Source organism: Ruegeria sp. AA3 (assembly GCF_056542905.1).
In genome coordinates this window covers 207,024-228,232 of sequence record NZ_JBQGAQ010000004.1, presented here as the reverse complement: position 1 = coordinate 228,232, position 21,209 = coordinate 207,024, and the positions used below count along the sequence as shown (strand labels likewise).

Genomic DNA, 21,209 nt, shown 5'->3' with positions numbered 1-21,209 from the left:
GGTGCACAACTGCCGGCTCTGGCATAGCGTGGGACAGGGATGGACCAACCGAGCGCGCGCGCCGGCAGGAAGTAACAGGGGTATTCTCTTGTCTCACGAAGCACAAAAAGCGATCGCACGTCAGTCGCTGCTGCTGCGCAGTTTACCGGAACAGCATGTGGAAACGCTGCTGAGCCACGCGATCTGGCGTCAGTATGACCGTGGTGAGACGATATTCCTGCAGGAGGAAACGGCGCAGGCCATACACGTCGTATTGGAGGGTTGGGTCAAGCTGTTCCGCATGACCCCGACCGGTGCCGAAGCGGTAGTCAGCGTCTTTACCCGTGGCGACAGTTTTGGTGAAGCCGTGGCGCTGCGCAACGTGCCCTATCCGGTCTCGGCCGAGGCCGTTTCGGCCTGTGATGTCATGCACATTCCTAGTCCAATCCTGATTTCGCTGATGAAGGAAGACCCCGAGATCGGGATCTCGATCCTGGCCGCGACCTTCACCCATCTGCACTCGCTGGTGGCGCAGCTGGAACAGCTCAAGGCGCAGACCGGCGCACAGCGCGTGGCCGAGTTTTTGCTGAACCTCTGTGACACTGATGCGGGTGAGTGCGAAGTATCGCTGCCTTATGACAAGATGCTGATCGCGGGTCGTCTGGGTATGAAACCCGAAAGCCTGAGCCGGGCGTTTTCAAGGCTTAAGGCGGTGGGGGTAAAGATCAACCGCAACCACGCTGTAATATCGGATATAGCATTGCTGCGGGATTATGCCGAAAGTGATCCGGCGGAAAACTGGGGTCGGTAACCCGACATTGCTGCCGGGTTGACCTGTTCAGACTGTCGCGCCCTTGCGGCGAATGGCGGTGCCAAGGGTACCGGCACAGACGCCAACGATGATCGCGATGATTAGCGCCATGGCTCCGACATGGGAAAATTGCCACCCGGCAAAAAGCAGTGGTGCGATCAGGCCTACCAGACCGCCCAATAGGGCCCCCAACCAATATTGGCGGGTCATCATGCCCAGTGCCAGACCCAGAATGCCGGGTAGGCCCAATACGTTGCCGCCGATGGTTCCAAGTATTTCTAACATCTCTGTCCCACCTTAATCCGAGCTTTTGTTCAGGAACGCGCGGATGTCGTCTCCTGAAGCGGCTGCGTGTTCCTGCAGAACCTCGCCGTCTATCTCTTTCGCAATCTTTTCATACGTTTCCAGATAGTTGGGTGGGAGGCTGTGCGCGATACCCTGATGGCAGTCGATACAGGTCATGCCGTTATCGATCGCGCGCTGGTGTTCATTGGCGGCCCGGGTTTCCTGAATCGTGAAGTCCATATAGTCGAAGTTGTGACAGTTACGGCATTCCCGGCTGTCGGATGCTTTCATCTTCTTCCAAACGGCCGTCGCCATAGCGAGACGATGATCCTCATACTTCTCGGGCGTGCTGATCGTGCCTGCCAGTTCGTGGTAGACATCCTTAACGGCCATGATCTTGGCTTTGATCTTATGGTTCCACTCGTCCGGGACGTGGCAATCCGAACAGATCGCCCGCACGCCCGAATGGTTGTTATAGTGGATGGTCTCGCGGTATTCGCCGAGATTGACCTCCATCGTGTGACACGAGGTGCAGAACTCTTCTGTATTCGTCAGTTCCAGCGTCCAGTGGAACCCACCCCAGAACAGGATGCCTGCCAGAAATCCGGCAAGCAGGGTGAAACCAACGCTGAGGACGGCGATCGGGCTCCAGAACCAGGTCCAGAGGCGCCGGATGAGCCCTTGTTTTTCTTGGGAGTCGGACATGTCGCGCTCTCCTTTTCGACCTGAGTTTAGTTTCCGGAGGAAGGTTCAAAAGTGTTGTCGACCAGCGGCAGCGCATCGGCCTGCGGCACGTGACATTGGTTGCAGAAATACCGAGTGCCCGCGATCTGATCCAACTCACGGCCTTCGCGGTCCAGATAGTGGGTCATCGACAGTGTCGGCGCATTGCGCTCACCGGCTTTGGTCCAGTCGTGGCACGACAGGCACTGGTTGGTGCGCAGGTCGATCTGGTACTGTTCGATCGAGTGCGGGATCAGCGGCGGCTGCTGGCGATAGTTGCGCTGCATGCGGCCTTCGACCGTGCGATGCACCTGATCCAGAACGGCAGGTTCATCTACCTCGGCACCGCGCAGGCTGTTGACCCCGGCAGATTGTGCAAGGGCCAGGCCACCGAGGAGCAGCGGCGGGATCAGGGCAAGGCCCACTAGGATCGGCTTTTTCATCTTCTCACTCCTTCAAAAAGGTCTTGAGGCGCGCGGCTGAGGCGCGGCGGTTGGTTCCGGTGGCGCGACGGTCAGGGCGTCGAACCGATGGGTGAATTTGAAAACGTCTTCGGCACAGATATCGATGCAGCGCCCGCAATTGGTGCAGTCGGGCGACAGGATCAGCACGGTATCTTTGCCTTTCAGCGCCGGAGAGATCGCGTGGTTTTCCGGGCAGACCGCGTAGCAGTCCATGCAGTCATCGCAGGCGGAGCGGTTGGCGGCGCTGACCCGCAGCATCGCTTTGCTGCCGATCAATCCATAGAACGCGCCTACCGGGCAGATATGGCCGCACCATCCGTGGCGCGATACCAGCAGGTCGAATAGGAAGATCGCGGCGACCATCGCCCAGACAAATCCCATGCCAAAGATTAGCCCGCGATGCAGCATGGTGATCGGATTGACCAGCTCCCACGCGATGGCTCCGGTCAGGCCTGAGACGATAAGCACAGTGGCCATAATCCACAGCCGAGTGCCACGTTTGGGTTGCCAGCCTTTTTGCAGGCCCAGCTTGCGGTGCAGCCAATGCGCGCCGTCGGTTACGGGGTTGATCGGGCAGACCCACGAGCAATAGACGCGACCTCCGATCAACGCGTAAGCAACCAGGACGATGGCGGCACCGATGGCGGCAGTCAGCTCGGGCCAGTGCCCGGCGATCAGGCTTTGCAGAAAAACAAACGGATCGGTCAGGGGCAGCACGCCCAGCGTCAGCGACCCGGCCAGAGTGCCCTGCACGATCCAGATCCCGAACCATGGGCCCAGCAGAAACAGCACCAGAAAGAACAGCTGACTGGCGCGGCGCAGCAGCAGGTATTTATGGGTACTCAACCAACCTTTGCTAGCGATGGCCTCTTGCCCCAGTGGCATATTTGTGCGGGCGGTCATTGGGTGACCTCCGGCAACTTGAAGCTGGGCTCAAACCCGCCCGGTGCGACAAGGTTATCGGTGCCCGGTCCCGGTAAGCGGTCTGGCAGGTCGATAATGCCTTCGACGACGGGCGCGCCTTTGGCTTCTTTCTCTTCCCAGCCCTTGCGATAGTGATCTGCGCTGCTGCCCCGGGCCAATCGGGTGGGAAGAACTTTGATCGCAGCTTCGGGCAGAACGCAGCTTTTCTCGCAAACGCCACATCCGGTGCAATGATCGGCATGAACGGTTGGAATGAAGATCGCATGACTGCCTGAGCGGGCGTTGTGTTCGGTTTCCAGAGTGATGGCGTCGTCGATGATGGGGCAGACGCGGTAACAGACGTCGCAACGCAGGCCGAGAAAGTTCAGGCAGTTCTCCTGATCGACCAGAACGGCCACGCCCATCTTGGCGTCGTCTATGTTGTCCAATCCAGGGTCCAGCGCCCCGGTGGGGCAGGCCGCGACACAGGGGATGTCGTCACACATTTCACAAGGCACATCACGGGCGGTGAAATACGGCGTGCCGGTGGCCACCGCATCAACACCCAGTTCGGCCAGTTTCAGCGTGTCATAGGGACATTCCCGCACGCACAAACCGCAGCGGATACAGGCTGATAGAAAGTCTTTTTCCGGCAAGGCACCGGGAGGTCGCAATGCTTCGGCCGGCAACGCCCGTGCGTCCCGCGCCAGCCAGGCCAACAGGGACCCGGCTGCGACGCAGCCACCCGCTGCGCGCGCCGAGTCCTGAAGGAACCGGCGCCGCTGCGGCGAAAGGGGTGTGCCAACACGAGACATGGGGACGACCTTTGCCTTGCCAGCCTTTTACGCGCGCTCGACCTTACAGGCGCATTTCTTGAAGTCGGTCTCTTTCGACAGCGGGCAGGTCGCGTCCAAGGTCAGCTTGTTGGTTAGCTGGCCCTCGTCGAACCAAGGCATGAAGACAAGACCGCGCGGAACTTTGTTCCGGCCGCGGGTTTCGACCCGGCTGTTGACTTCGCCGCGGCGGGTAGACAGAACGATCTCCTGCCCGCGCCGCAGACCACGATCGCGCGCATCGTCCGGATGCATGTAGACAACAGCGGCGGGATAGGCGCGGTGCAGTTCGGGCACGCGGCGGGTCATAGAACCCGAATGCCAGTGTTCCAGCACACGGCCTGTGCAGAGCCACAGGTTGAATTCTTCATCCGGTTCCTCGGGGGCGGGTTCGTATGGGGCAAAGATGATCTTGGCCTTGCCATCCTTATGGCCATAGAACTTCACATCCGCACCTTCGGGTACGTAAGGATCATAGCCTTCGCGGAAGCGATAAAGAGTCTCTTTGCCGTCCACGACCGGCCAGCGAAGACCGCGGGCCTGATGGTAAGTTTCGAACGGTGCCAGATCGTGCGCATGTCCGCGACCGAACTCGGCATATTCCTCGAACAGGCCCTTCTGGACGTAGTAGCCAAAGTGCTCGGACTCGTCGTTGTCGAAGCCTTCTGCTGTTTCAGACAGCGGGAACTGGTCGATCGTGCCGTTTGCGAACAACACCTCATACATGGTCTTGCCGCGATGTTCGGGCATGGTGGCCAGCAGTTCCTCGCCCCAGACCTCTTCAACGGTGAAGCGTTTGGAGAACTCCATCAGCTGCCAGAGGTCCGATTTCGCCTCACCCGGAGCCTTAACTTGCTGCCGCCAGAATTGCGTGCGACGCTCGGCGTTGCCATAGGCACCTTCCTTCTCGACCCACATGGCGGTGGGCAGGATCAAGTCAGCGGACAGGGCGGTCACGGTCGGATAAGGGTCTGAGACGGCGATGAAGTTTTCCGGGTTGCGATAACCGGGGTAGCCCTCTTCGTTGATGTTTGGTGCGGCCTGCATGTTGTTGGTGCACTGCACCCAATAGGCGTTCAGATCACCGTCTTTCAGTTTGCGGTGCTGCAATACGGCGTGGAAGCCGGGTTTGGGCGGGATGGTGCCCGCAGGGATTTTCCACGCAGTCTCGCAAATCTCGCGGTGCTTGTCGTTGGCGACGACCATGTCGGCGGGCAGACGGTGAGCGAAGGTCCCAACCTCACGTGCTGTACCACAGGCCGAGGGCTGACCGGTAAGCGAGAAGGGCGAATTGCCGGGCTCTGAAATCTTACCGACCAGCAGGTGCACGTTGTACATCAGTGAGTTCACCCACGATCCGCGGGTGTGCTGGTTGAAGCCCATGGTCCACAGGCTCATCACCTTGCGGTTTGGATCTGCATATTGCTGGGCCAGACGCTCGAGCTGAGAGGCAGGAACGCCGGAAAGTTCCGATGTGTATTCCAGCGTGTATTCCGAAACCGCCTCGGCATATTCTTCGAAGCTGATCGGTTCCAATTTGCCCGAGTTCGGGTTCTCGGCCTCTTGCTGCAGCGGGTTATTGTCGCGCAGGCCATAGCCGATATCGGTGGCGGTCTTGGTGATGTTGACGTGGTTCTTGACGAACTCTTCGTTCACCGCGCCGTTCTGGATGATGTAGTTGGCGATGTAGTTCAAGATCGCCAGATCGGTCTGCGGCGCAAAGACCATGCCATTGTCGGCCAGCTCGAACGAGCGGTGTTCATAAGTCGACAGCACATGCACTTCGGATCCCGGTTTGGTCAGACGCGTGTCGGTCAGACGTGACCACAGGATCGGGTGCATCTCGGCCATGTTCGAGCCCCAGAGCACGAACGTATCGGCATGCTCAAAATCGTCATAGCAGCCCATCGGCTCGTCAATGCCAAATGTCCGCATAAAGCCGACCACCGCCGAGGCCATGCAGTGGCGCGCGTTCGGGTCGATGTTGTTGGACCGGAAACCGGCTTTCATCATCTTGGCAGCGGCATAACCTTCCCAAACGGTCCACTGGCCCGAGCCGAACATACCAACACTGGTCGGCCCTTTCTTGGCAAGGGCCTCTTTCCACTTGGCGGCCATGACGTCGAAGGCTTCGTCCCAGCTGACGGGTTCGAATTCACCATTCTTATCGTATTCGCCATTGGTCTTGCGCAGCATCGGCGTGGTCAGGCGGTCTTTGCCGTACATGATCTTGGACAGGAAATAGCCCTTGATGCAGTTCAGACCGCGGTTCACCGGCGCGTCTGGGTCGCCCTGCGTGGCGACGACGCGCCCGTCTTTGGTACCAACCAGGACCGAGCATCCGGTGCCACAGAACCGACAGGCGGCTTTGTCCCAGCGAATATCAGGGTTGCCGACTTGAGCGCTGGCCGGCCCGGTAGCAAGCGGCAAACCTGCGGCTGATGCTGTCGCAGCGGCGGCGGTTGATTTTAGAAAGGTCCGGCGGGATTCAGAGATGGTCATGACATGGGTCTCCGGCTTTATATCTGGCGAGAAGCGTTAAGGTGCGGACGGGTCTCCGCAAGGTCTTCGAAATGGTGATAAGTCAGGGTCAGAGAGATCACACCCGGGATCTGATGCAGATCCATGATCGTCTCGGATGCCAATTTTTCAGGCGTATCCTCGACCACAACAACAATGCGGCCATCCTCAGATGCCGCATGAACCTCTGCCCCGTTTGTACCCGCAATCGTGGCCTGTGCACTCTGCGTGGTTTCGGGGGTTACATGGACGAGGCAACCACAGATGTTCATTAGGCGACCTCCTGCGTGGGCGGGGTATGGCGTTCAAAGCTGACGGAACCGGCGGGGCAGGCGCTAGCGCAGGCGCCGCAGCCGGTGCAGGTATCGGTGTCGAGTACAGGTTCGGCGCGGCCACCGGTCTGCAATTCAAAGCGGATTGCACGGTGGTCGCAGACATCCTGACAGACCCGACAGCTGACGCCGTTCATCGACAGGCACGTGGCAGCAACTTTGGCGCGCCAGGGCCAGTCGGCGATATGTTCGGGGTTCAATGCTCCGGTTGGGCAGGCATTGGCGCAATCGCCGCAAAATGTGCAGGGGCTTGCATCCAGTTGGACGACGGGGAAGCCTTGTGTGTCGAACTTGATTATGTCTTCGGGACATGCCTCGCGGCATTCGTCGCATTGCGTGCACAGCTCAAGAAACTCGGCTGCATCTGCCCCAGGCGGGCGGATGGAGTTTTGATCATTGCGCAGCACTTTTCCCTTAAGAAACGCACGGCGGCTGGCTAGCTTGTTCATTCGCTTGCGACCTTATGCATAAAGGGCAAGGAGCAGCCTCACCCCGAGTCGGGTTCTAGTGTAACCCGAACATCAGGATATTGACCTATGTCATTTTCAAAGCTGTTATTTCCCCGCAGAGGCAAAAAACATGTGCAAAAAATGCACAATTTCAGATGTGTCTATGAAACTTAAATCACGACCACGCGTTTGCGCCAAATGAATTCGTCGATTCAGGCGCGTTTTTCGCCAATCGTCGTGACGCCCAGAATCGACAGCACTTTGGCCTCGATCTGCTCTGCATTCATACCAGCGACCGCGTACATATCCGCTGGGTTTGCCTGATCGATGAAAATATCCGGCAACACCATCGAGCGATACTTCAACCCTTCGTCGAACACGCCCTCATCGGCCAAAAGCTGCGCAACATGACTGCCGAAACCGCCAACTGCGCCTTCCTCGATCGTGATCAGCGCCTCGTGGTTCGCGGCCAGATCAAGGATCAAATCCCGATCCAGAGGCTTGGCAAAGCGCGCATCGGCGATGGTGGGGGCGATCCCGCGCGCGGAAAGCGCCTCGGCCGCCTTCTGCACCTCGGCCAGCCGCGTCCCGAACGACAGCAATGCTACACGCGCACCCTTTTGGATTATGCGGCCTTTGCCGATCTCCAACACTTCACCGCGCTCGGGCAAGTCAACGCCCACCCCTTCGCCGCGAGGATAGCGGAAGGCGATCGGACCATCATCATAAGCGACGGCAGTGGCAACCATGTGCATCAACTCGGCCTCATCCGCGGCGGCCATGACAACCATGCCCGGAAGGTTGGCCAAGTAAGCAATATCAAACGATCCCGCATGGGTTGCGCCATCGGCTCCGACCAATCCAGCACGGTCGACGGCAAAGCGCACCGGCAAGCGTTGGATGGCTACGTCATGTACCACCTGATCGTAGCCACGCTGTAGGAAAGTGGAATACATTGCACAGAACGGCTTCATCCCGCCGGCGGCCAGCGCAGCCGAGAAGGTCACACCATGCTGTTCGGCAATCGCCACATCAAAACACCGCGAAGGGTAGCGCTCAGCAAACAGGTTCAGCCCAGTCCCATCCGGCATTGCAGCGGTGACGGCGACGATCTTGTCATCCCGCGCCGCTTCCTCGACCAGGGTCTTGCCAAAGACCGACGTGTAAGACGGCGCGTTGGATGGTGCCTTTTTCTGCTCACCCGTCACTACATCGAACTTAGCGGTTGCGTGACCCTTGTCGCGTGCCTGTTCGGCAGGGGCATAACCCTTGCCCTTTTTGGTCAATACGTGGATCAGGATCGGACCTGTCGCTTTGGCCTTGACCGCACGCAAAACCGGCAACAACTGGTCCAGATCATGGCCGTCGATGGGGCCGAGATAAGAAAAGCCTAATTCCTCAAATAGCGTCCCGCCCATGGCCATGCCCTTCAACATGTCCTTGGCGCGCTTGGCCCCTTCACGGAAGGGTTCCGGTAGCAACGACACCGCGCCTTTGGCGGCCGCTTTCAGATCGTGAAACGGCTCTTCCGCATAAATGCGCGATAGGTAGTTGGACAGAGCACCCACGGGTGGCGCAATGCTCATCTCGTTGTCGTTCAGGATCACGATCAGGCGTTTCTTCAGATGCCCTGCATTGTTCATCGCCTCAAATGCCATGCCCGCAGACATCGAGCCATCGCCGATCACGGCAATCGCATCGCCCAGACCTTCGGGCGTCACACCGCCCAGATCACGGGCCACGGCAAAACCCAGCGCGGCGCTGATCGATGTGCTGGAATGCGCCGCGCCAAACGGGTCATATGGGCTTTCGCTGCGCTTGGTGAAGCCGCTCAGCCCGTCTTTCATGCGCAGGGTGCGGATTCGATCTCGGCGCTCGGTCAGAATTTTATGCGGATAGCACTGGTGACCGACGTCCCAGATGATCTTGTCGCGGGGTGTATCGAACACTGCGTGAAGCGCAGTGGTCAGCTCAACCACGCCCAGACCCGCGCCCAGATGCCCTCCGGTAACCGATACTGCAGAGATCGTTTCGGTCCGCAATTCATGTGCGACCTGATGCAGTTGCGCATCTGAAAACTGCTTCAGATCCGCTGGGCGGCTCACAAGGTCCAACAAGGGCGTATTCGGGCGGTCAGACATTTGGCGTTCCTGGCTTAGCTGTCCCGGGCAATAACGAAGCGGGCAGCCTGCTTCAAGGTTTCTGCCGCGGGGCCATATTCATCCAACGCAGCACAAGCCTGATCCACAAGCTCAGCGGCACGGGATTTAGCCGCATCCAGACCAAGAAGCGAGACAAAGGTCGCCTTGCCCGCCTCTGCATCCTTCTGCAAGCGCTTTCCTGCCTTTTCGGCATCTCCTTCAACATCCATGATGTCATCCGCGATCTGAAAGGCAAGCCCAAGCGCCTGGGCATATTGGCGCAAGGGGGCAGGATCGGCCTGCGCCAACCGCGCGCCTGCACAGGCGGACCATTCGATCAACGCGCCGGTCTTGCCCACTTGCAGTTGCGTAATCTCATCCAGTGTCAGTGGCTCTGCTGCCGTCTCCGCCGCAATATCCAGCGCCTGACCCAGAACCATACCCTGCGCGCCGCTCGCTTTTGCCAGTGTTAGAGCCAGTTCGGCGCGCATTTCAGCATTTCCGACCTCTGGCCGCACGCAAAGCTCAAACGCAAGTGTCTGCAGCGCATCCCCGGCCAGAACGGCCGTCCCTTCATCCCATTTCACATGGACTGTGGGGCGTCCTCGCCGCAGGTCATCATCATCCATGCAGGGCAGGTCGTCATGTACCAGAGAGTATGCATGCAGCGCTTCGATCCCCGTCGCCGGCCAGATCGCCCGAGCCGCATCGACGCCAAGTAACCGCGCGCTTTCCAGTACCAGAAACCCTCGCAGACGCTTGCCGCCCGCGGTGGCATAGGCCATCGCCTGTGTCACATCCAGATCGTCCAACGTCCCCAGAACCAGATCGAAATGGTCTTGAATCAGCGCGGCATCCTGTGCCAGCTTTTCACGAAACATTTACTGACCTTCGACAGGCGTCGTCCCGGTTGGCTGGCCATCTGCGTCCAAAGTGATCGCGGCCACCTTTTCCTCGGCGCGTTTCAGCTCATCCTCACAGCGTTTCTTCAACGCCGCACCCCGCTCATACAAAGCGATCGACTGATCCAGCGCCACATCCCCGCGTTCCAGCTGACCCACCACGGCCTCGAGCTCTTTCATCGCCTGTTCAAAGGTCATCTGTTCGACTGGGGTATCGGTCATTGTGCTGCCTTCATCAATTCTTCCACATGGGCGCGTGTCGCCTCGGCCAATGCGTTCAGATCATACCCGCCTTCCAGAGTCGAGACGATACGCCCATCACACACTTCATCAGCAATCTTGCACAGCTCCGCCGTGATCCAGGCGAAATCACCCGTGGACCAGTTAAGATTTGCCAACGGATCATCCTGATGGGCATCAAACCCGGCGGAGACAATAATTAGTTCCGGCTTGAATGCGCGCAGTCGTGGAAAAGCTTGCGCCTCATAAGCGACTCGCATCTCCGCTCCGCCTGTGCCCGGTGCCAAAGGAATATTCAAAACCGTCTCATAAGCGCCGGTTTCGTCAGTACGGCCAGAGCCGGGCCATAACGGCATCTGCTGACTGGTGATCACCAGCGCGCGCTTTTCGTCCCACAGCAAATCCTGCGTGCCATTGCCATGATGAACATCAAAATCCAACACTGCAACGCGGTTCAACCCGTGATGATCCAGTGCATGCTTTGCAGCCAACGCGGCATTGCCAAACAGACAGAACCCCATGGCCGTTTCCGTCTCGGCATGGTGGCCTGGCGGTCGTATCGCACAGAACGCATTCGGTGCTTCACCGCCCAGTACCAGATCGACGGCTCGCACCACCGCACCTGCCGCGCGATAGGCCGCATCAACAGATCCTGGAGACATGAATGTATCCCCATCAATCTGCTTGAACCCATCCGAGGGCCTTTGGTCAAGAATATCGCTGATATGGTTCTGCGGATGAACTCGTAGCAAATCATCATCCGCTGCCAACGGCGCTGTCACACGCTGCAAATCCAAATCCTCAAGCGCATGAAGGATATGTTCCAACCGCGCCACCCGCTCTGGATGCCCCTCCGGTGTCACATGGTTCAGGCAATCTGCGTGGGTCAGCAAAGCGGTTTTCATCAGGATTCCATATTCATCTGGCTAAAAATATCCTCGCCCAAGGCCTAAAAACGCCGTGCAGCGGCTCATCAGTCCGGCGCCAGCATATAGCCCGCACCGCGCACAGTTTGCAGATAACGAGGCTGTTTCGGATCCTGCTCCAGCTTCCGACGCAAGCGGGTGATCTGCACGTCCACCGCACGTTCCTGCGCCTGTCCCTTGTCGCGCCCCAGGTCCTCGACCAGCTTGGCACGGCTAATCGGTTCGCCGGGCTGGGCCGAGAATATCTTCATCAACTGGCTTTCCGTTGCAGTCAGGCGCACCGGATCTTCGCCCTGCCACATCTCACCCCGCTCGATATCGTAGCGAATTGGTCCAAGATGCAGAATCTTGGCCACTGCGTCGTGCGCAGGCGTTTCCGGCATCCGGCGCAGAATTGCATTGATCCTAAGCAGCAACTCTTTGGGTTCGAACGGCTTGGCCAAGTAGTCATCAGCTCCGGCTTCCAAACCAGCAATCCGATGCTCGGTTTCGCCCTTTGCCGTCAGCAACAAGATCGGGGTGGAATGCGTTTCGCGCAAGGCCCGGGTCAGGCTGACGCCATCCTCACCGGGCATCATCACATCCAGCACAATCATATCAAAATCCAACCCTGACAACACCCGCCGCGCATGGGCCGCGTCGCGCGCAGAAGTCACCAAGAACCCGCTGCGCATCAGGAATTTCTTGAGCAGGTCACGAATGCGCTCGTCATCATCGACGATAAGAAGATGGGCGTCCATTTCGCTCATGAAGTCGTATCCCGCAGTTTTGTATATGCACGACGCATATCAGCATCCATCATCGCTTCAAGCACTTTGCGAAACCCGGCCACTGCTTCGGGGCCCGCATCCTTGTAGGCCGCGCGCATCCGGGCGCGCTGGGCGTCGGAGAGTTTGGCCTCTAACGCCTTCCCCTTATCCGTCAGAAATAGGTGGCGTTCACGTTTGTCCACTGTTCCGACTCGGCTTTCGACCAGACCATCTTCGATGAGGCTACGCAGAACGCGGTTCAGCGATTGTTTGGTAACACCCAATATGGCCAGCAGATTGTTGACCGTCGTTCCCGGCGCGCGGTTGATGAAGTGGATAGCCCGGTGATGCGCCCGACCATAGGCCAATTCAGTCAGGATACGATCAGGATCGGCGGTAAAACCGCGATAAGCAAAGAACATGGCCTCGATACCTTGCCTCAGTTGCTCATCTGTCAGAAACAACAGGCTTTCTCCGCCAAAGACCGGGGCGGGACGTATGTCGGACATGTCGGGCCTCATTACTCGATTTAGTTTGACTTTATGTCAGCCTTATTGACATTCCAAGAGCGCACAGGTATCGAATTGCAGTTTTTGCGCAACATTATGTCCGGAGCGGACCTAAATGACGCAACATTCGGAAATACAGCCCGGCTCAGGAGGTTTCGCATGGCGGGATATGACGATCGCGACGGTGTCATCTGGATGGATGGCGAACTGGTGCCCTGGCGCGAAGCCAATGTGCACATTCTGTCCCACGCGATGCACTATGCGTCCTCCGTGTTTGAGGGTGAGCGCGCCTATAACGGTAAGATCTTCAAAAGCCGCGAACATTCGGAACGCCTGATTGCCTCGGCTGAGGCGCTGGATATGCCGATGCCCTACTCGGTCGATGAGATCGAGGCCGCCAAGGAAGAGGCGCTGAAAGCTAGCGGACTTCAGGATGCTTATGTGCGGGCGCTGGTCTGGCGTGGCTCGGGCGAGGACATGGGTGTCGCTTCCGCCAAGAACCCCGTCCGGATGGCGATCGCTGTTTGGCCTTGGGGTGCGTATTACGGTGATGCCAAGATGCAAGGTGCCAAGCTGGACATCGCCGAATGGAAACGACCCAGCCCGGAAACCATTCCGGTACATGCCAAGGCAGCGGGTCTTTACATGATCTGCACCATTTCAAAGCATAAGGCCGAGGCTAAAGGCTGCTCGGACGCTTTGTTCATGGATTCCAACGGCAACGTGGCAGAGGCGACGGGTGCCAACGTCTTCTTCGTGAAAGACGGAGAAGTGCACACCCCGCTGGCCGATTGCTTCCTGAACGGCATCACCCGTCAGACGGTGATCCAGATGCTGAAAGACAAGGGCGTCACTGTCCACGAACGCCGCATCAGACCCGAAGAAATGGCAGATTTCGAACAGTGCTGGCTGACAGGTACAGCAGCCGAAGTCACGCCGGTCGGGCAAATCGGTGACTATACGTTTGAAGTAGGCGATCTGACCCGCGAAATCGCCGAAGACTACGAAAAGCTGGTCCGCGCGTAAGTTAATACCGCTTTGAACCCCCGCTCAGGCGGGGGTTCTGATCGCAGGTCGTGCAAATTTTTGTGCAGATCGTCCCGAGATATGGACGCCTGCGTGTGAGACCGTATTCTTGATCTATGTTGGATCTTCTCAGCGATATTCTCACCCGCCTGTCTCTTCGTGGCACGTTTTACTTTCGCACATCCTTTACCCCTCCGTTCGGGATACAGGTGCCGAGCTACGAGAACGTGGCCCGCTTTCACTTTGTTCAGCGCGGTGAGCTTAAGGTTTACCTGTCTGCAACTGGCGAGACGCTGCGGTTGCGGCAGGGCGACCTGATCTTGATCCCACATGGCGCGTCACACGCGCTGCTGTGCAACGAGGTCAAACCCTATGACGCTCTGCCACTTGAGCACGTGTTGGATCAGTCCGGCTACACGGGCGACGGTGTGCTGGTCTATGGCGGGGCGGAAGAAGAACGCGATACGCAGCTGATCTGCGGTCATTTCTCGTTTACGGGACCCGCTGGTCGGAAAGGGACTGGGCATATGCTGATCGATCGGCTGCCGCCCTATATTCTGATCGAGAATTACGGGGAGGACGCTGGCACCTGGATTGAGGCGACCCTGCGCATGATCGGATCAGAGGTGTCCGGCGCACGCATTGGCGGCGATTTAATTGCTTTGAAACTGTCTGAAGTGCTGTTTGCGCAAGCAATACGGGCCTATCTGGAACACCAAAGCCCGGATGATGCCGCGCTGGCCGGGTTTGCCGACCCGCGCATCTCGCGGGCGCTGACGGCATTTCATCAGTCCCCCGCACAGGAGTGGAGTGTTGCCTCACTCGCGCGCGAGGCGGCGATGTCGCGCACCGCGTTTGCCCAGCTTTTTGCCCAGAAGATGGGAACAACTCCGATACAATATCTGACAGATTGGCGGATGCAGATAGCCTGTCATGGGTTGACCGAAAACCGCTGGAATGTTGCGGATGCGGCTGCCGAGGTGGGATATGCCTCTGAGGCCGCGTTTTCGCGCGTGTTCAAGAAGCAGGTTGGCGTATCTCCTGCCGCCTATCGGGCGCTGCACTGATCGTTCAAATATTTCGAACGATCTGCAAAGTTTATCAAACGACCAAGTATACTCCGTTCGGATCGCTGCTCCTATCCTTTAGCCATCACTGATTAAGGAAAGGAAGTTGAAATGTCCCTGCGTTTTGTCACCCGCTCTGTCCATGCGTATCTCGACTACCCGGTTGCGATTGCGCTGATGGTGTTGCCCTTTGTTCTAGGGCTTGGTCAGTCCAACCCCTTGGCGCTCTGGCTGTCCGTGGTTACAGGCGTGGCCGCCTTCGTATTGACCGTTTTGACAGATCATCATCTCGGAATCTGGAGGGTGCTGTCCTACAAGTTCCACCTCGCTGTAGATCTTCTTGTTGGTATTACCTTTCTGATGGCGCCCAGCCTGCTTGGGTTTTCCGGCATTGACGCCCTGTTCTACTGGATAAACGGTGCCGCTGTTGTCGCGGTCATATCGCTTAGTGCGCCCGAAAAAGATGTTGTTGTCTGACCGAATACCAAATCTGTAAATCATTGATGGGCCGTGCGGATTTCTGCGTGGCCCTCTTCCTTTTTTGGCTCTAATAAGGCCATTTGCCCTAATTGAGCTGGCGATGATGTAATCGAATTTAAGGCTTGAAATTTCCGATAAAAACAATCAGATATAATGCAACGCCAGATTTTGATATCAAGCTCCGGGTTCTGGGGCGATCTGTAGGCTCAGCTTGTGCAGATGTGAAGGCCTGCCATCGCCCCGGAAACGACCTCAAAGAGGCTGCGATTGCGCGAACGTTTCGAAGAATTGATGGGCGATCCCTGTTGCGCGTCATGTGATTGCGATGCGCTGACCTCAGATGTCGCCGCTTATCTTGATCACAAGACCTGTGATGCCGAACGTTGTCGCAAGCTCGAGGAACACCCCGTCGTGACACCTGAGCCCGTCAGGCGCGCATCACTGCGCGCGCTGAATGAAGGGGAAGTGCGGGTTTAGAAATCCACACCCCGCTGGGCTTTGATACCGGCCTGAAACGGGTGCTTCTCTTCGGTCATTTCGGTCACCAGATCCGCATAATCGCGCAAAGCTTGGGGTGCATCCCGGCCTGTCAGGAATACGCTGGTTTTGTCCGAACGGGCCTTAAGACCGTCCATAACAGTCTCTACTGAAAGGTATTCGTAGCGCAGCGCGATATTGATCTCGTCCAAAACAACAAGATCATAGTCACCGCTTTTCATCAGATCACACGCCTTGCCAAAGGCTGCCGTCGCGGCAGCAATGTCACGTTCGCGGTCTTGCGTATCCCAGGTGAAGCCTTCGCCCATTGTGTGCCAGGTGACCAGATCACGCTCTTCAAAGAACCTGCGCTCACCCGTCTTCCATTTGCCTTTGATGAACTGAACCACGGCCACTTTCTGACCCCAACCCAAGGCGCGAATTACTACACCAAATGCGGCCGAGGACTTGCCTTTGCCCTTGCCGGTGTTGATCAGCACCAATCCCCGACCGGGATCAACCGCTTCCGAGACTTTTTTGCGGTGCTTCGCCTGCACCTCTTGCATTTTTTCTTTGTGGTTTTGTGCGTCGCTCATCGGGAAACTTTCTGTGATTGCTCGGCCCAACCTAGGGGAAGTTTGCAAAAGGTAAAGTCACGCTTTGGGGTCGGTTACAGACCGCGCCTTGGTCCGATCGAGTCCAAGTTGGCGTTCGCGCAGGATAACCACAACGTTGCCTGCAATCACCAGCGCCGCACCACCCAGCATCACCAGGGTAGGAAGCTCATCAAACCAGATATAGCCGATGATGATGGCAAACAGCATCGTCGTATAATCGTAAGGTGCCAACATCGAGGCTTGACCGAACTTGTACGAGGATGTCACGAGAATCTGCGCCACTCCGCCGATCAAGCCCATTGTCACCAGCAATGCGGCTTGTTCCCAGCTTGGGACAACCCAGCCCCAAAACACCGATAGGCTTGAAAGCAAAGTTGCGGTGAGCGAAAAGTAGAACACAATCGCAGCTGGATGATCCACCTGCACAAGTTGCCGAATGTGTATCTGAACAAAAGCGCGCGCGACGGTAGCCGCCAATACACAGAGTGCGCCGATCATTGCGGCGGATTCAGCAGTACCCGAGCCCAGGCGTGGCCAGATCATTATCAGAACGCCGACAAGACCAAGCGCAACGGCACCGATGCGGATTATTCGTATCCGTTCACCCAACATGATTGCGGCCAGGATCAGCGTGAAGATAGGGGTGGCATAGCCGATGGCCGTGACCTCGGGCAAAGGCAGCAGGCTAAGTCCGGTAAAGGTCAACCCCATGGCCGACGTGCCCAATACACCGCGCCAGAAATGGCCCATAGGCTTCTTTACGATGAAACCTTGCGTCAGCTCTCCGCGCCATGACAACCAAGCAATGATGACCGGAATGGCGAAGAGCGAGCGGAAAAACACCATTTCGCCCGGAGGGAAATCATCTGACAGCGCCTTGACCAAGGCGGACATTACTGTGAACAGCACCAGCGCACTGAGTTTCAGCGCCACGGCTAATGCCGGACGATGCGATGTTAAGGATTTCGCCATGGCGCGAACCTGCGCTTTCGCGCGCAAAAGATCAACGATGGGATTGTACCAATCAGACAGATTTCCAGTTGATTGGGAGTGGGTGCCCGATTTCTTCCGAGAATATCTCAAGAAACCCGAGCATTTGAGTAACCCGCTTGTGCGCTGAATCACGTCCGCCATCAGTCACCATTTCAGCTGGCAGATTCAGCAGCTTGGTCTTCCAATGGTCAATTGCAAATTTCTGATCATCCAAGACGCGGTCTTCGGCGAAGGGATCGGCGATATCATATAACGCCCGCCCCAACGCTCCCGACACGGCGAAGGTGCGGGCAATCCCGATCGCGCCAAGTGCGTCCAGTCGATCCGCATCCCGCAGGATACATGCCTCGGGCGATTCAGGAGGGATGTTGGCGGAGTAGCTGTGCGCAGCAATGGCGTGTTGCGTGGCGCAAATTTCCGAAGCCGCAAAGCCAAGTTCTGCAAGAATAGGCTCTGATTCAGTGGCCGATTGTTGCGACGCCAGATGCCGGTTGGGATCGTCCTTGGGCAGATTGACCAGATCATGCAGATAACAGGCGGCGAGCAATACACGCTGGTTGGTGCGCTGGTCAGCAATAGTCTGAGCGATTAACCAAACCCGATCCAGATGCGCCAGATCATGCGCTGGATCGGTCAGCATTCGCTGCGTGACGACCGCCCGAAGCGCCGCGCGATGATCAGCCAATCCGTCCACGGTTCTCGCCGATCTGGCCGCGATGTAGAAGCAAGTGATCGAGGATTACACAGGCCATCATCGCCTCACCCACCGGCACGGCGCGGATGCCAACGCAGGGATCGTGGCGTCCTTTGGTAATGATCTCGGTCTCTTCACCGGATTTGGTGATGGTTTTGCGAGTGGTCAAGATCGACGAGGTCGGCTTGACCGCAAAACGCACGACGACGTCCTGCCCGGTGGAAATGCCGCCCAAAATGCCACCTGCATGGTTCGAGCTGTATTGCGGGCCGTTCTGACCCATAAAGATTTCGTCAGCGTTGGCTTCGCCGGTCAGTTCTGCTGCCGCCATACCCTCGCCAATCTCGACGCCTTTTACGGCGTTGATCGACATCATGGCAGCGGCCAGATCAGTGTCTAACTTTGCGTATATTGGTGCGCCCAGCCCCGCAGGGACGCCACGTGCCACGACCTCAACTACCGCGCCGACCGAGTTTCCGGACTTGCGCAGATCATCAAGATAGACCGCCCAATCCTCGGCAGATTTAGCGTCCGGTGTCCAGAACGGGTTTTGTTCGATCTGCGACCAGTCGAAATTGGCACGGTCGATTTTGTGCGGGCCGATCTGCGTCATATAACCGGTGATCTGCACATTCGGGGCGATCTGCTTGATCGCCTCGCGCGCCAACCCTCCAGCGGCGACACGCGAAGCCGTTTCCCGGGCCGAGCTGCGTCCGCCACCGCGATAATCGCGAATACCGTATTTCTGCCAGTAAGTAATATCAGCGTGACCAGGGCGGAACTTGTCCATGATGTCGCCGTAGTCTTTCGAGCGCTGATCGGTGTTCTCGATCATCAATTGTACAGGCGTGCCGGTGGTCTGGCCTTCGAAAACACCGGACAGAATTTTGACCTGATCGGGCTCGCGTCGCTGGGTCGTAAACTTGTTCTGCCCTGGTTTGCGCTTGTCCAGCCAGTGCTGGATCATAGTCTCATTGATTTGCACACCTGGTGGGCAGCCGTCGACGGTGGCCCCCAATGCAGGGCCGTGACTTTCACCCCAGGTGGTGACTCGGAAGAGGTGTCCAAAGCTGTTCATCGACATGGGGCGTGCTCCTTTGCGGAACGTGATTAGCGGGCGCGGGGCTTGGCCTCAAGCGGATTTGCGGTCGAGGGTGACCCCGACCGCTTGCTGTCAGGCTGCAGCAGCGATGTGCGCGCGGGTCTCGGTGACCTTTAGGGCCGCCTGTGCGGCTTCGCGCCCTTTTTGCACAAAGTGCTCGCGGTAGATGGCGTTGTGATGATCGGTTTCCTGAAATTGATGCGGCGTCAGCGAGACCGACAGCACTGGGACACCGGTATCCAGACCGGCGCGCATCAAACCATCAACCACGGCCTGAGCAACAAAATCGTGCCGGTATATGCCCCCATCCACCACGAAGGCTGCACAGGCTATGGCCGCGTATTGACCGGTTTGAGCCAGATCGCGCGCAATCAAAGGCATTTCAAACGCGCCGGGGACGTCAAATATATCGACCTGTTCGGCGGGGATGAGTTGCAAGAACCCATCAAGGGCGCGATCCACGATATCAGAATGCCAATTGGCTTTGACGAAAGCATAGCGGGTGTGTGTCATCATGATCTCCTTAGCAAACAGACACTTCACCCAAGGCGATCACGAGCGGGCACACCGCATTACCGGCGTGCTGCACGTTCTCTTTCATCCGGACTGTAACCGTCGGCTCTGGCCTCTCACCAGATCTGCTGACACCCCGAAGGTCGGGGCCGCTCGCGGGCTTACGGGTCATGCCCGCATACCGCCGGTGGGGAATTTCGCCCCGCCCTGAGAACGAGGTGGACCTTGCCAATTCGATACTGGTTCTGCAAGAGAAATTGGACGGAGGACCTAAATGCATCCTAACCCTGCCTTTCGCAACGAGGCGCGTGCGCGTCATATCGATTTTGCCCGAGAGCGCGCCTTTGGCGTTCTGGCGGTCTCGACACCGGAAGCGCCATTACTGAGCCACGTTCCTTTCTTGCTGAGCGAAGATGCCGGATGGGCGGATCTGCATCTGGTGCGGTCAAACCCGATCGTGCGTGCATTGAAGCAGCCACAATCTGCGCGGATCGCCGTTTCAGGGCCTGATGGGTATATCTCGCCTGATTGGTATGGCGTCGATGATCAGGTCCCGACCTGGAACTATGTTGCGGTGCATCTGACCGGCGTGCTTGAGATGCGCCCCGTGGAAGAATTGCGAGGCCTGCTGGATCGACAGGCTGCTGATTTCGAGAATCGCCTGTTGCCTAAGCCTCCATGGCTGGCGTCGAAGATGACACCAGATGCGCTGGATCGGATGATGCGGATGATTGTGCCATGCCGACTGACGGTCTCGGACATTGATGGCACTTGGAAACTTAACCAGAATAAGCCCGACGTTGCGCGCCAGCGTGCCGCTGATCAGGTTCAATCTGCTGGGATTGGGGCCGAGGTCGGGTCGTTGGCCTCGCTCATGCGCGAGGCCAAAATTTAAAAATCACCTAGTTTATTGAGTAGTGAAGGTGGCGAGATAGGCGGCTATGTGATCCGCTCCTTTCTTCAGCTTCACGCTCATATTCGGGCGGGCGGTTTCATCATTCAGATATTCTTTGATGAAGCTGATCGGGTCTTGTGAATAGGCGGCGATGTTTTCTTCGGTCCATATCAGCCCTTCTTGCCCGGCACGGATCATGTCATCGGTAAACATGCCAATGGGCAGACGCTCGCTTCCGTACAGATAATCGCTTTCGGTTCCGGCCACGCGACCAACCACGCCATAGAGATTCGGCCCCGTGATGCCGCCTTTAACCAAAACTTTGCCATCCTTGATGATCGCGTGGCAGGATGAGCATCGGTTATAGAGTTGTTTGCCTTTTGCGGGGTCTCCGGCTGCAATAGCTTGTGCTGTACTCAGAATCGTAAATAGAACCGCGGTTGCTGCAATCTTTGGCATTGAAATTCTCCGGCTGCTTGGTGATTTCCTTCGGCCTTTCACGTATTCCCGCAACGAGTGCAATCGGAATTCGATATTCTGCTATATCTTTGAAATATCTATTTTAAATTAATAATTTAA

The 21,209-nt window shown here is 57.5% G+C and carries 26 protein-coding genes and 1 riboswitch; of the genes, 6 read left to right on the top strand and 20 right to left on the bottom strand.

What is annotated here, in order from left to right:
* The first annotated feature begins 88 nt into the window (after window positions 1–88).
* Window positions 89–790, top strand: coding sequence for a Crp/Fnr family transcriptional regulator (locus ACR0JR_RS09690; protein WP_170471352.1), 702 nt, complete (start codon window positions 89–91; stop codon window positions 788–790).
* Window positions 791–817: 27 nt separating this feature from the next.
* Here the strand turns inward: ACR0JR_RS09690 and ACR0JR_RS09685 are convergent, their stop codons facing one another.
* The 14 genes from ACR0JR_RS09685 to ACR0JR_RS09620 all read right to left on the bottom strand — a co-directional run bounded on the left by ACR0JR_RS09685 (window position 818) and on the right by ACR0JR_RS09620 (window position 12,766).
* Window positions 818–1,075 (bottom strand): hypothetical protein, encoded by a 258-nt coding sequence (locus ACR0JR_RS09685; protein WP_010443117.1) that lies wholly within the window; start codon window positions 1,073–1,075, stop codon window positions 818–820.
* A 12-nt stretch (window positions 1,076–1,087) separates the two neighbouring features.
* A complete protein-coding gene (locus ACR0JR_RS09680) occupies window positions 1,088–1,780 on the bottom strand; it encodes a NapC/NirT family cytochrome c (protein ID WP_170471354.1) in 693 nt (230 codons plus the stop codon).
* 26 nt (window positions 1,781–1,806) lie between these two features.
* Window positions 1,807–2,241, bottom strand: a complete 435-nt coding sequence (locus ACR0JR_RS09675; protein WP_170398181.1) for a nitrate reductase cytochrome c-type subunit — start codon at window positions 2,239–2,241, stop codon at window positions 1,807–1,809.
* A gap of 12 nt (window positions 2,242–2,253) precedes the next feature.
* Window positions 2,254–3,165, bottom strand: a complete 912-nt coding sequence (napH, locus tag ACR0JR_RS09670; RefSeq protein WP_480455985.1) for a quinol dehydrogenase ferredoxin subunit NapH — start codon at window positions 3,163–3,165, stop codon at window positions 2,254–2,256.
* Window positions 3,162–3,980, bottom strand: a complete 819-nt coding sequence (napG, locus tag ACR0JR_RS09665) for a ferredoxin-type protein NapG (RefSeq protein WP_170773374.1) — start codon at window positions 3,978–3,980, stop codon at window positions 3,162–3,164. The genes napH and napG overlap by 4 nt, the downstream gene beginning before the upstream one ends.
* A gap of 27 nt (window positions 3,981–4,007) precedes the next feature.
* Window positions 4,008–6,500, bottom strand: coding sequence for a nitrate reductase catalytic subunit NapA (gene napA / locus ACR0JR_RS09660; RefSeq protein WP_480455984.1), 2,493 nt, complete (start codon window positions 6,498–6,500; stop codon window positions 4,008–4,010).
* 17 nt (window positions 6,501–6,517) lie between these two features.
* Window positions 6,518–6,790: a chaperone NapD gene (locus tag ACR0JR_RS09655; protein ID WP_170471362.1), complete on the bottom strand. Its 273-nt coding sequence runs from the start codon at window positions 6,788–6,790 to the stop codon at window positions 6,518–6,520.
* The gene (gene napF / locus ACR0JR_RS09650) at window positions 6,790–7,299 is read right to left on the bottom strand and encodes a ferredoxin-type protein NapF (RefSeq protein ID WP_480455983.1); all 510 of its coding nucleotides are present in this window, start codon (window positions 7,297–7,299) and stop codon (window positions 6,790–6,792) included. Before napF ends, ACR0JR_RS09655 begins: the two co-directional genes overlap by 1 nt.
* A gap of 212 nt (window positions 7,300–7,511) precedes the next feature.
* Window positions 7,512–9,440: a 1-deoxy-D-xylulose-5-phosphate synthase gene (dxs, locus tag ACR0JR_RS09645; protein WP_260023498.1), complete on the bottom strand. Its 1,929-nt coding sequence runs from the start codon at window positions 9,438–9,440 to the stop codon at window positions 7,512–7,514.
* Between the two features lie 14 nt (window positions 9,441–9,454).
* Window positions 9,455–10,321 (bottom strand): polyprenyl synthetase family protein, encoded by an 867-nt coding sequence (locus ACR0JR_RS09640; RefSeq protein WP_480455982.1) that lies wholly within the window; start codon window positions 10,319–10,321, stop codon window positions 9,455–9,457.
* The gene (locus ACR0JR_RS09635; RefSeq protein ID WP_010443127.1) at window positions 10,322–10,564 is read right to left on the bottom strand and encodes an exodeoxyribonuclease VII small subunit; all 243 of its coding nucleotides are present in this window, start codon (window positions 10,562–10,564) and stop codon (window positions 10,322–10,324) included.
* A complete protein-coding gene (locus ACR0JR_RS09630; protein ID WP_480455981.1) occupies window positions 10,561–11,487 on the bottom strand; it encodes a histone deacetylase family protein in 927 nt (308 codons plus the stop codon). Before ACR0JR_RS09630 ends, ACR0JR_RS09635 begins: the two co-directional genes overlap by 4 nt.
* A gap of 68 nt (window positions 11,488–11,555) precedes the next feature.
* Window positions 11,556–12,257: a response regulator gene (locus ACR0JR_RS09625; protein WP_010443129.1), complete on the bottom strand. Its 702-nt coding sequence runs from the start codon at window positions 12,255–12,257 to the stop codon at window positions 11,556–11,558.
* Window positions 12,254–12,766 carry a MarR family winged helix-turn-helix transcriptional regulator gene (locus ACR0JR_RS09620; RefSeq protein ID WP_010443130.1) on the bottom strand — a complete coding sequence of 171 codons (513 nt, stop codon included), beginning with the start codon at window positions 12,764–12,766 and terminating at the stop codon, window positions 12,254–12,256. The genes ACR0JR_RS09625 and ACR0JR_RS09620 overlap by 4 nt, the downstream gene beginning before the upstream one ends.
* Window positions 12,767–12,925: 159 nt before the next feature.
* Here ACR0JR_RS09620 and ACR0JR_RS09615 point away from each other — a divergent pair, with 159 nt between their 5' ends.
* From ACR0JR_RS09615 to ACR0JR_RS09600, 4 genes are all read left to right on the top strand, one after another.
* A complete protein-coding gene (locus ACR0JR_RS09615; RefSeq protein ID WP_480455979.1) occupies window positions 12,926–13,792 on the top strand; it encodes a branched-chain amino acid aminotransferase in 867 nt (288 codons plus the stop codon).
* A 116-nt stretch (window positions 13,793–13,908) separates the two neighbouring features.
* The gene (locus ACR0JR_RS09610; protein WP_480455977.1) at window positions 13,909–14,859 is read left to right on the top strand and encodes an AraC family transcriptional regulator; all 951 of its coding nucleotides are present in this window, start codon (window positions 13,909–13,911) and stop codon (window positions 14,857–14,859) included.
* A gap of 111 nt (window positions 14,860–14,970) precedes the next feature.
* The gene (locus ACR0JR_RS09605; RefSeq protein ID WP_170780185.1) at window positions 14,971–15,336 is read left to right on the top strand and encodes an SPW repeat domain-containing protein; all 366 of its coding nucleotides are present in this window, start codon (window positions 14,971–14,973) and stop codon (window positions 15,334–15,336) included.
* A gap of 270 nt (window positions 15,337–15,606) precedes the next feature.
* The gene (locus tag ACR0JR_RS09600) at window positions 15,607–15,816 is read left to right on the top strand and encodes a hypothetical protein (protein ID WP_010443134.1); all 210 of its coding nucleotides are present in this window, start codon (window positions 15,607–15,609) and stop codon (window positions 15,814–15,816) included.
* On the opposite strand, the gene cobO is transcribed toward ACR0JR_RS09600, so the two are convergent.
* The 5 genes from cobO to ACR0JR_RS09575 all read right to left on the bottom strand — a co-directional run bounded on the left by cobO (window position 15,813) and on the right by ACR0JR_RS09575 (window position 19,735).
* Window positions 15,813–16,412, bottom strand: a complete 600-nt coding sequence (gene cobO, locus ACR0JR_RS09595; protein ID WP_480455976.1) for a cob(I)yrinic acid a,c-diamide adenosyltransferase — start codon at window positions 16,410–16,412, stop codon at window positions 15,813–15,815. The two genes, ACR0JR_RS09600 and cobO, sit on opposite strands and share 4 nt — an antisense overlap.
* 57 nt (window positions 16,413–16,469) lie before the next feature.
* Window positions 16,470–17,405 carry a DMT family transporter gene (locus ACR0JR_RS09590; RefSeq protein ID WP_480455975.1) on the bottom strand — a complete coding sequence of 312 codons (936 nt, stop codon included), beginning with the start codon at window positions 17,403–17,405 and terminating at the stop codon, window positions 16,470–16,472.
* A gap of 52 nt (window positions 17,406–17,457) precedes the next feature.
* Window positions 17,458–18,120 (bottom strand): HD domain-containing protein, encoded by a 663-nt coding sequence (locus ACR0JR_RS09585; RefSeq protein ID WP_480455974.1) that lies wholly within the window; start codon window positions 18,118–18,120, stop codon window positions 17,458–17,460.
* Window positions 18,104–19,204, bottom strand: coding sequence for a chorismate synthase (gene aroC / locus ACR0JR_RS09580; RefSeq protein ID WP_480455973.1), 1,101 nt, complete (start codon window positions 19,202–19,204; stop codon window positions 18,104–18,106). The genes ACR0JR_RS09585 and aroC overlap by 17 nt, the downstream gene beginning before the upstream one ends.
* Before the next feature lie 90 nt (window positions 19,205–19,294).
* The gene (locus ACR0JR_RS09575) at window positions 19,295–19,735 is read right to left on the bottom strand and encodes a 6,7-dimethyl-8-ribityllumazine synthase (RefSeq protein ID WP_480455972.1); all 441 of its coding nucleotides are present in this window, start codon (window positions 19,733–19,735) and stop codon (window positions 19,295–19,297) included.
* Window positions 19,736–19,807: 72 nt separating this feature from the next.
* Window positions 19,808–19,954, bottom strand: a riboswitch (FMN riboswitch).
* Between the two features lie 55 nt (window positions 19,955–20,009).
* Between ACR0JR_RS09575 and ACR0JR_RS09570 the strand changes: the two genes are divergently transcribed.
* On the top strand, window positions 20,010–20,630 hold the full coding sequence (locus ACR0JR_RS09570; protein ID WP_480455971.1) for an FMN-binding negative transcriptional regulator: 621 nt from the start codon (window positions 20,010–20,012) through the stop codon (window positions 20,628–20,630).
* Window positions 20,631–20,642: 12 nt separating this feature from the next.
* Here ACR0JR_RS09570 and ACR0JR_RS09565 read toward each other — a convergent pair whose 3' ends face one another.
* Window positions 20,643–21,089: a c-type cytochrome gene (locus tag ACR0JR_RS09565; protein ID WP_480455970.1), complete on the bottom strand. Its 447-nt coding sequence runs from the start codon at window positions 21,087–21,089 to the stop codon at window positions 20,643–20,645.
* Between the last annotated feature and the right edge of the window lie 120 nt (window positions 21,090–21,209).

Excerpts from the sequence above, each read along its gene's own strand:
- ACR0JR_RS09680 (WP_170471354.1), bottom strand. The coding sequence starts at position 1,780 with ATGTCCGACTCCCAAGAAAAACAAGGGCTCATCCGGCGCCTCTGGACC.
- aroC (WP_480455973.1), bottom strand. The coding sequence starts at position 19,204 with ATGTCGATGAACAGCTTTGGACACCTCTTCCGAGTCACCACCTGGGGT.
- ACR0JR_RS09615 (WP_480455979.1), top strand. The coding sequence starts at position 12,926 with ATGGCGGGATATGACGATCGCGACGGTGTCATCTGGATGGATGGCGAA.
- napG (WP_170773374.1), bottom strand. The coding sequence starts at position 3,980 with ATGTCTCGTGTTGGCACACCCCTTTCGCCGCAGCGGCGCCGGTTCCTT.
- napF (WP_480455983.1), bottom strand. The coding sequence starts at position 7,299 with ATGAACAAGCTAGCCAGCCGCCGTGCGTTTCTTAAGGGAAAAGTGCTG.
- ACR0JR_RS09625 (WP_010443129.1), bottom strand. The coding sequence starts at position 12,257 with ATGAGCGAAATGGACGCCCATCTTCTTATCGTCGATGATGACGAGCGC.
- ACR0JR_RS09610 (WP_480455977.1), top strand. The coding sequence starts at position 13,909 with ATGTTGGATCTTCTCAGCGATATTCTCACCCGCCTGTCTCTTCGTGGC.
- ACR0JR_RS09635 (WP_010443127.1), bottom strand. The coding sequence starts at position 10,564 with ATGACCGATACCCCAGTCGAACAGATGACCTTTGAACAGGCGATGAAA.
- cobO (WP_480455976.1), bottom strand. The coding sequence starts at position 16,412 with ATGAGCGACGCACAAAACCACAAAGAAAAAATGCAAGAGGTGCAGGCG.
- ACR0JR_RS09685 (WP_010443117.1), bottom strand. The coding sequence starts at position 1,075 with ATGTTAGAAATACTTGGAACCATCGGCGGCAACGTATTGGGCCTACCC.
- ACR0JR_RS09630 (WP_480455981.1), bottom strand. The coding sequence starts at position 11,487 with ATGAAAACCGCTTTGCTGACCCACGCAGATTGCCTGAACCATGTGACA.
- ACR0JR_RS09655 (WP_170471362.1), bottom strand. The coding sequence starts at position 6,790 with ATGAACATCTGTGGTTGCCTCGTCCATGTAACCCCCGAAACCACGCAG.
- ACR0JR_RS09565 (WP_480455970.1), bottom strand. The coding sequence starts at position 21,089 with ATGCCAAAGATTGCAGCAACCGCGGTTCTATTTACGATTCTGAGTACA.
- ACR0JR_RS09640 (WP_480455982.1), bottom strand. The coding sequence starts at position 10,321 with ATGTTTCGTGAAAAGCTGGCACAGGATGCCGCGCTGATTCAAGACCAT.
- ACR0JR_RS09575 (WP_480455972.1), bottom strand. The coding sequence starts at position 19,735 with ATGACACACACCCGCTATGCTTTCGTCAAAGCCAATTGGCATTCTGAT.
- napH (WP_480455985.1), bottom strand. The coding sequence starts at position 3,165 with ATGACCGCCCGCACAAATATGCCACTGGGGCAAGAGGCCATCGCTAGC.
- ACR0JR_RS09570 (WP_480455971.1), top strand. The coding sequence starts at position 20,010 with ATGCATCCTAACCCTGCCTTTCGCAACGAGGCGCGTGCGCGTCATATC.
- ACR0JR_RS09620 (WP_010443130.1), bottom strand. The coding sequence starts at position 12,766 with ATGTCCGACATACGTCCCGCCCCGGTCTTTGGCGGAGAAAGCCTGTTG.
- ACR0JR_RS09605 (WP_170780185.1), top strand. The coding sequence starts at position 14,971 with ATGTCCCTGCGTTTTGTCACCCGCTCTGTCCATGCGTATCTCGACTAC.
- dxs (WP_260023498.1), bottom strand. The coding sequence starts at position 9,440 with ATGTCTGACCGCCCGAATACGCCCTTGTTGGACCTTGTGAGCCGCCCA.
- napA (WP_480455984.1), bottom strand. The coding sequence starts at position 6,500 with ATGACCATCTCTGAATCCCGCCGGACCTTTCTAAAATCAACCGCCGCC.
- ACR0JR_RS09675 (WP_170398181.1), bottom strand. The coding sequence starts at position 2,241 with ATGAAAAAGCCGATCCTAGTGGGCCTTGCCCTGATCCCGCCGCTGCTC.
- ACR0JR_RS09590 (WP_480455975.1), bottom strand. The coding sequence starts at position 17,405 with ATGGCGAAATCCTTAACATCGCATCGTCCGGCATTAGCCGTGGCGCTG.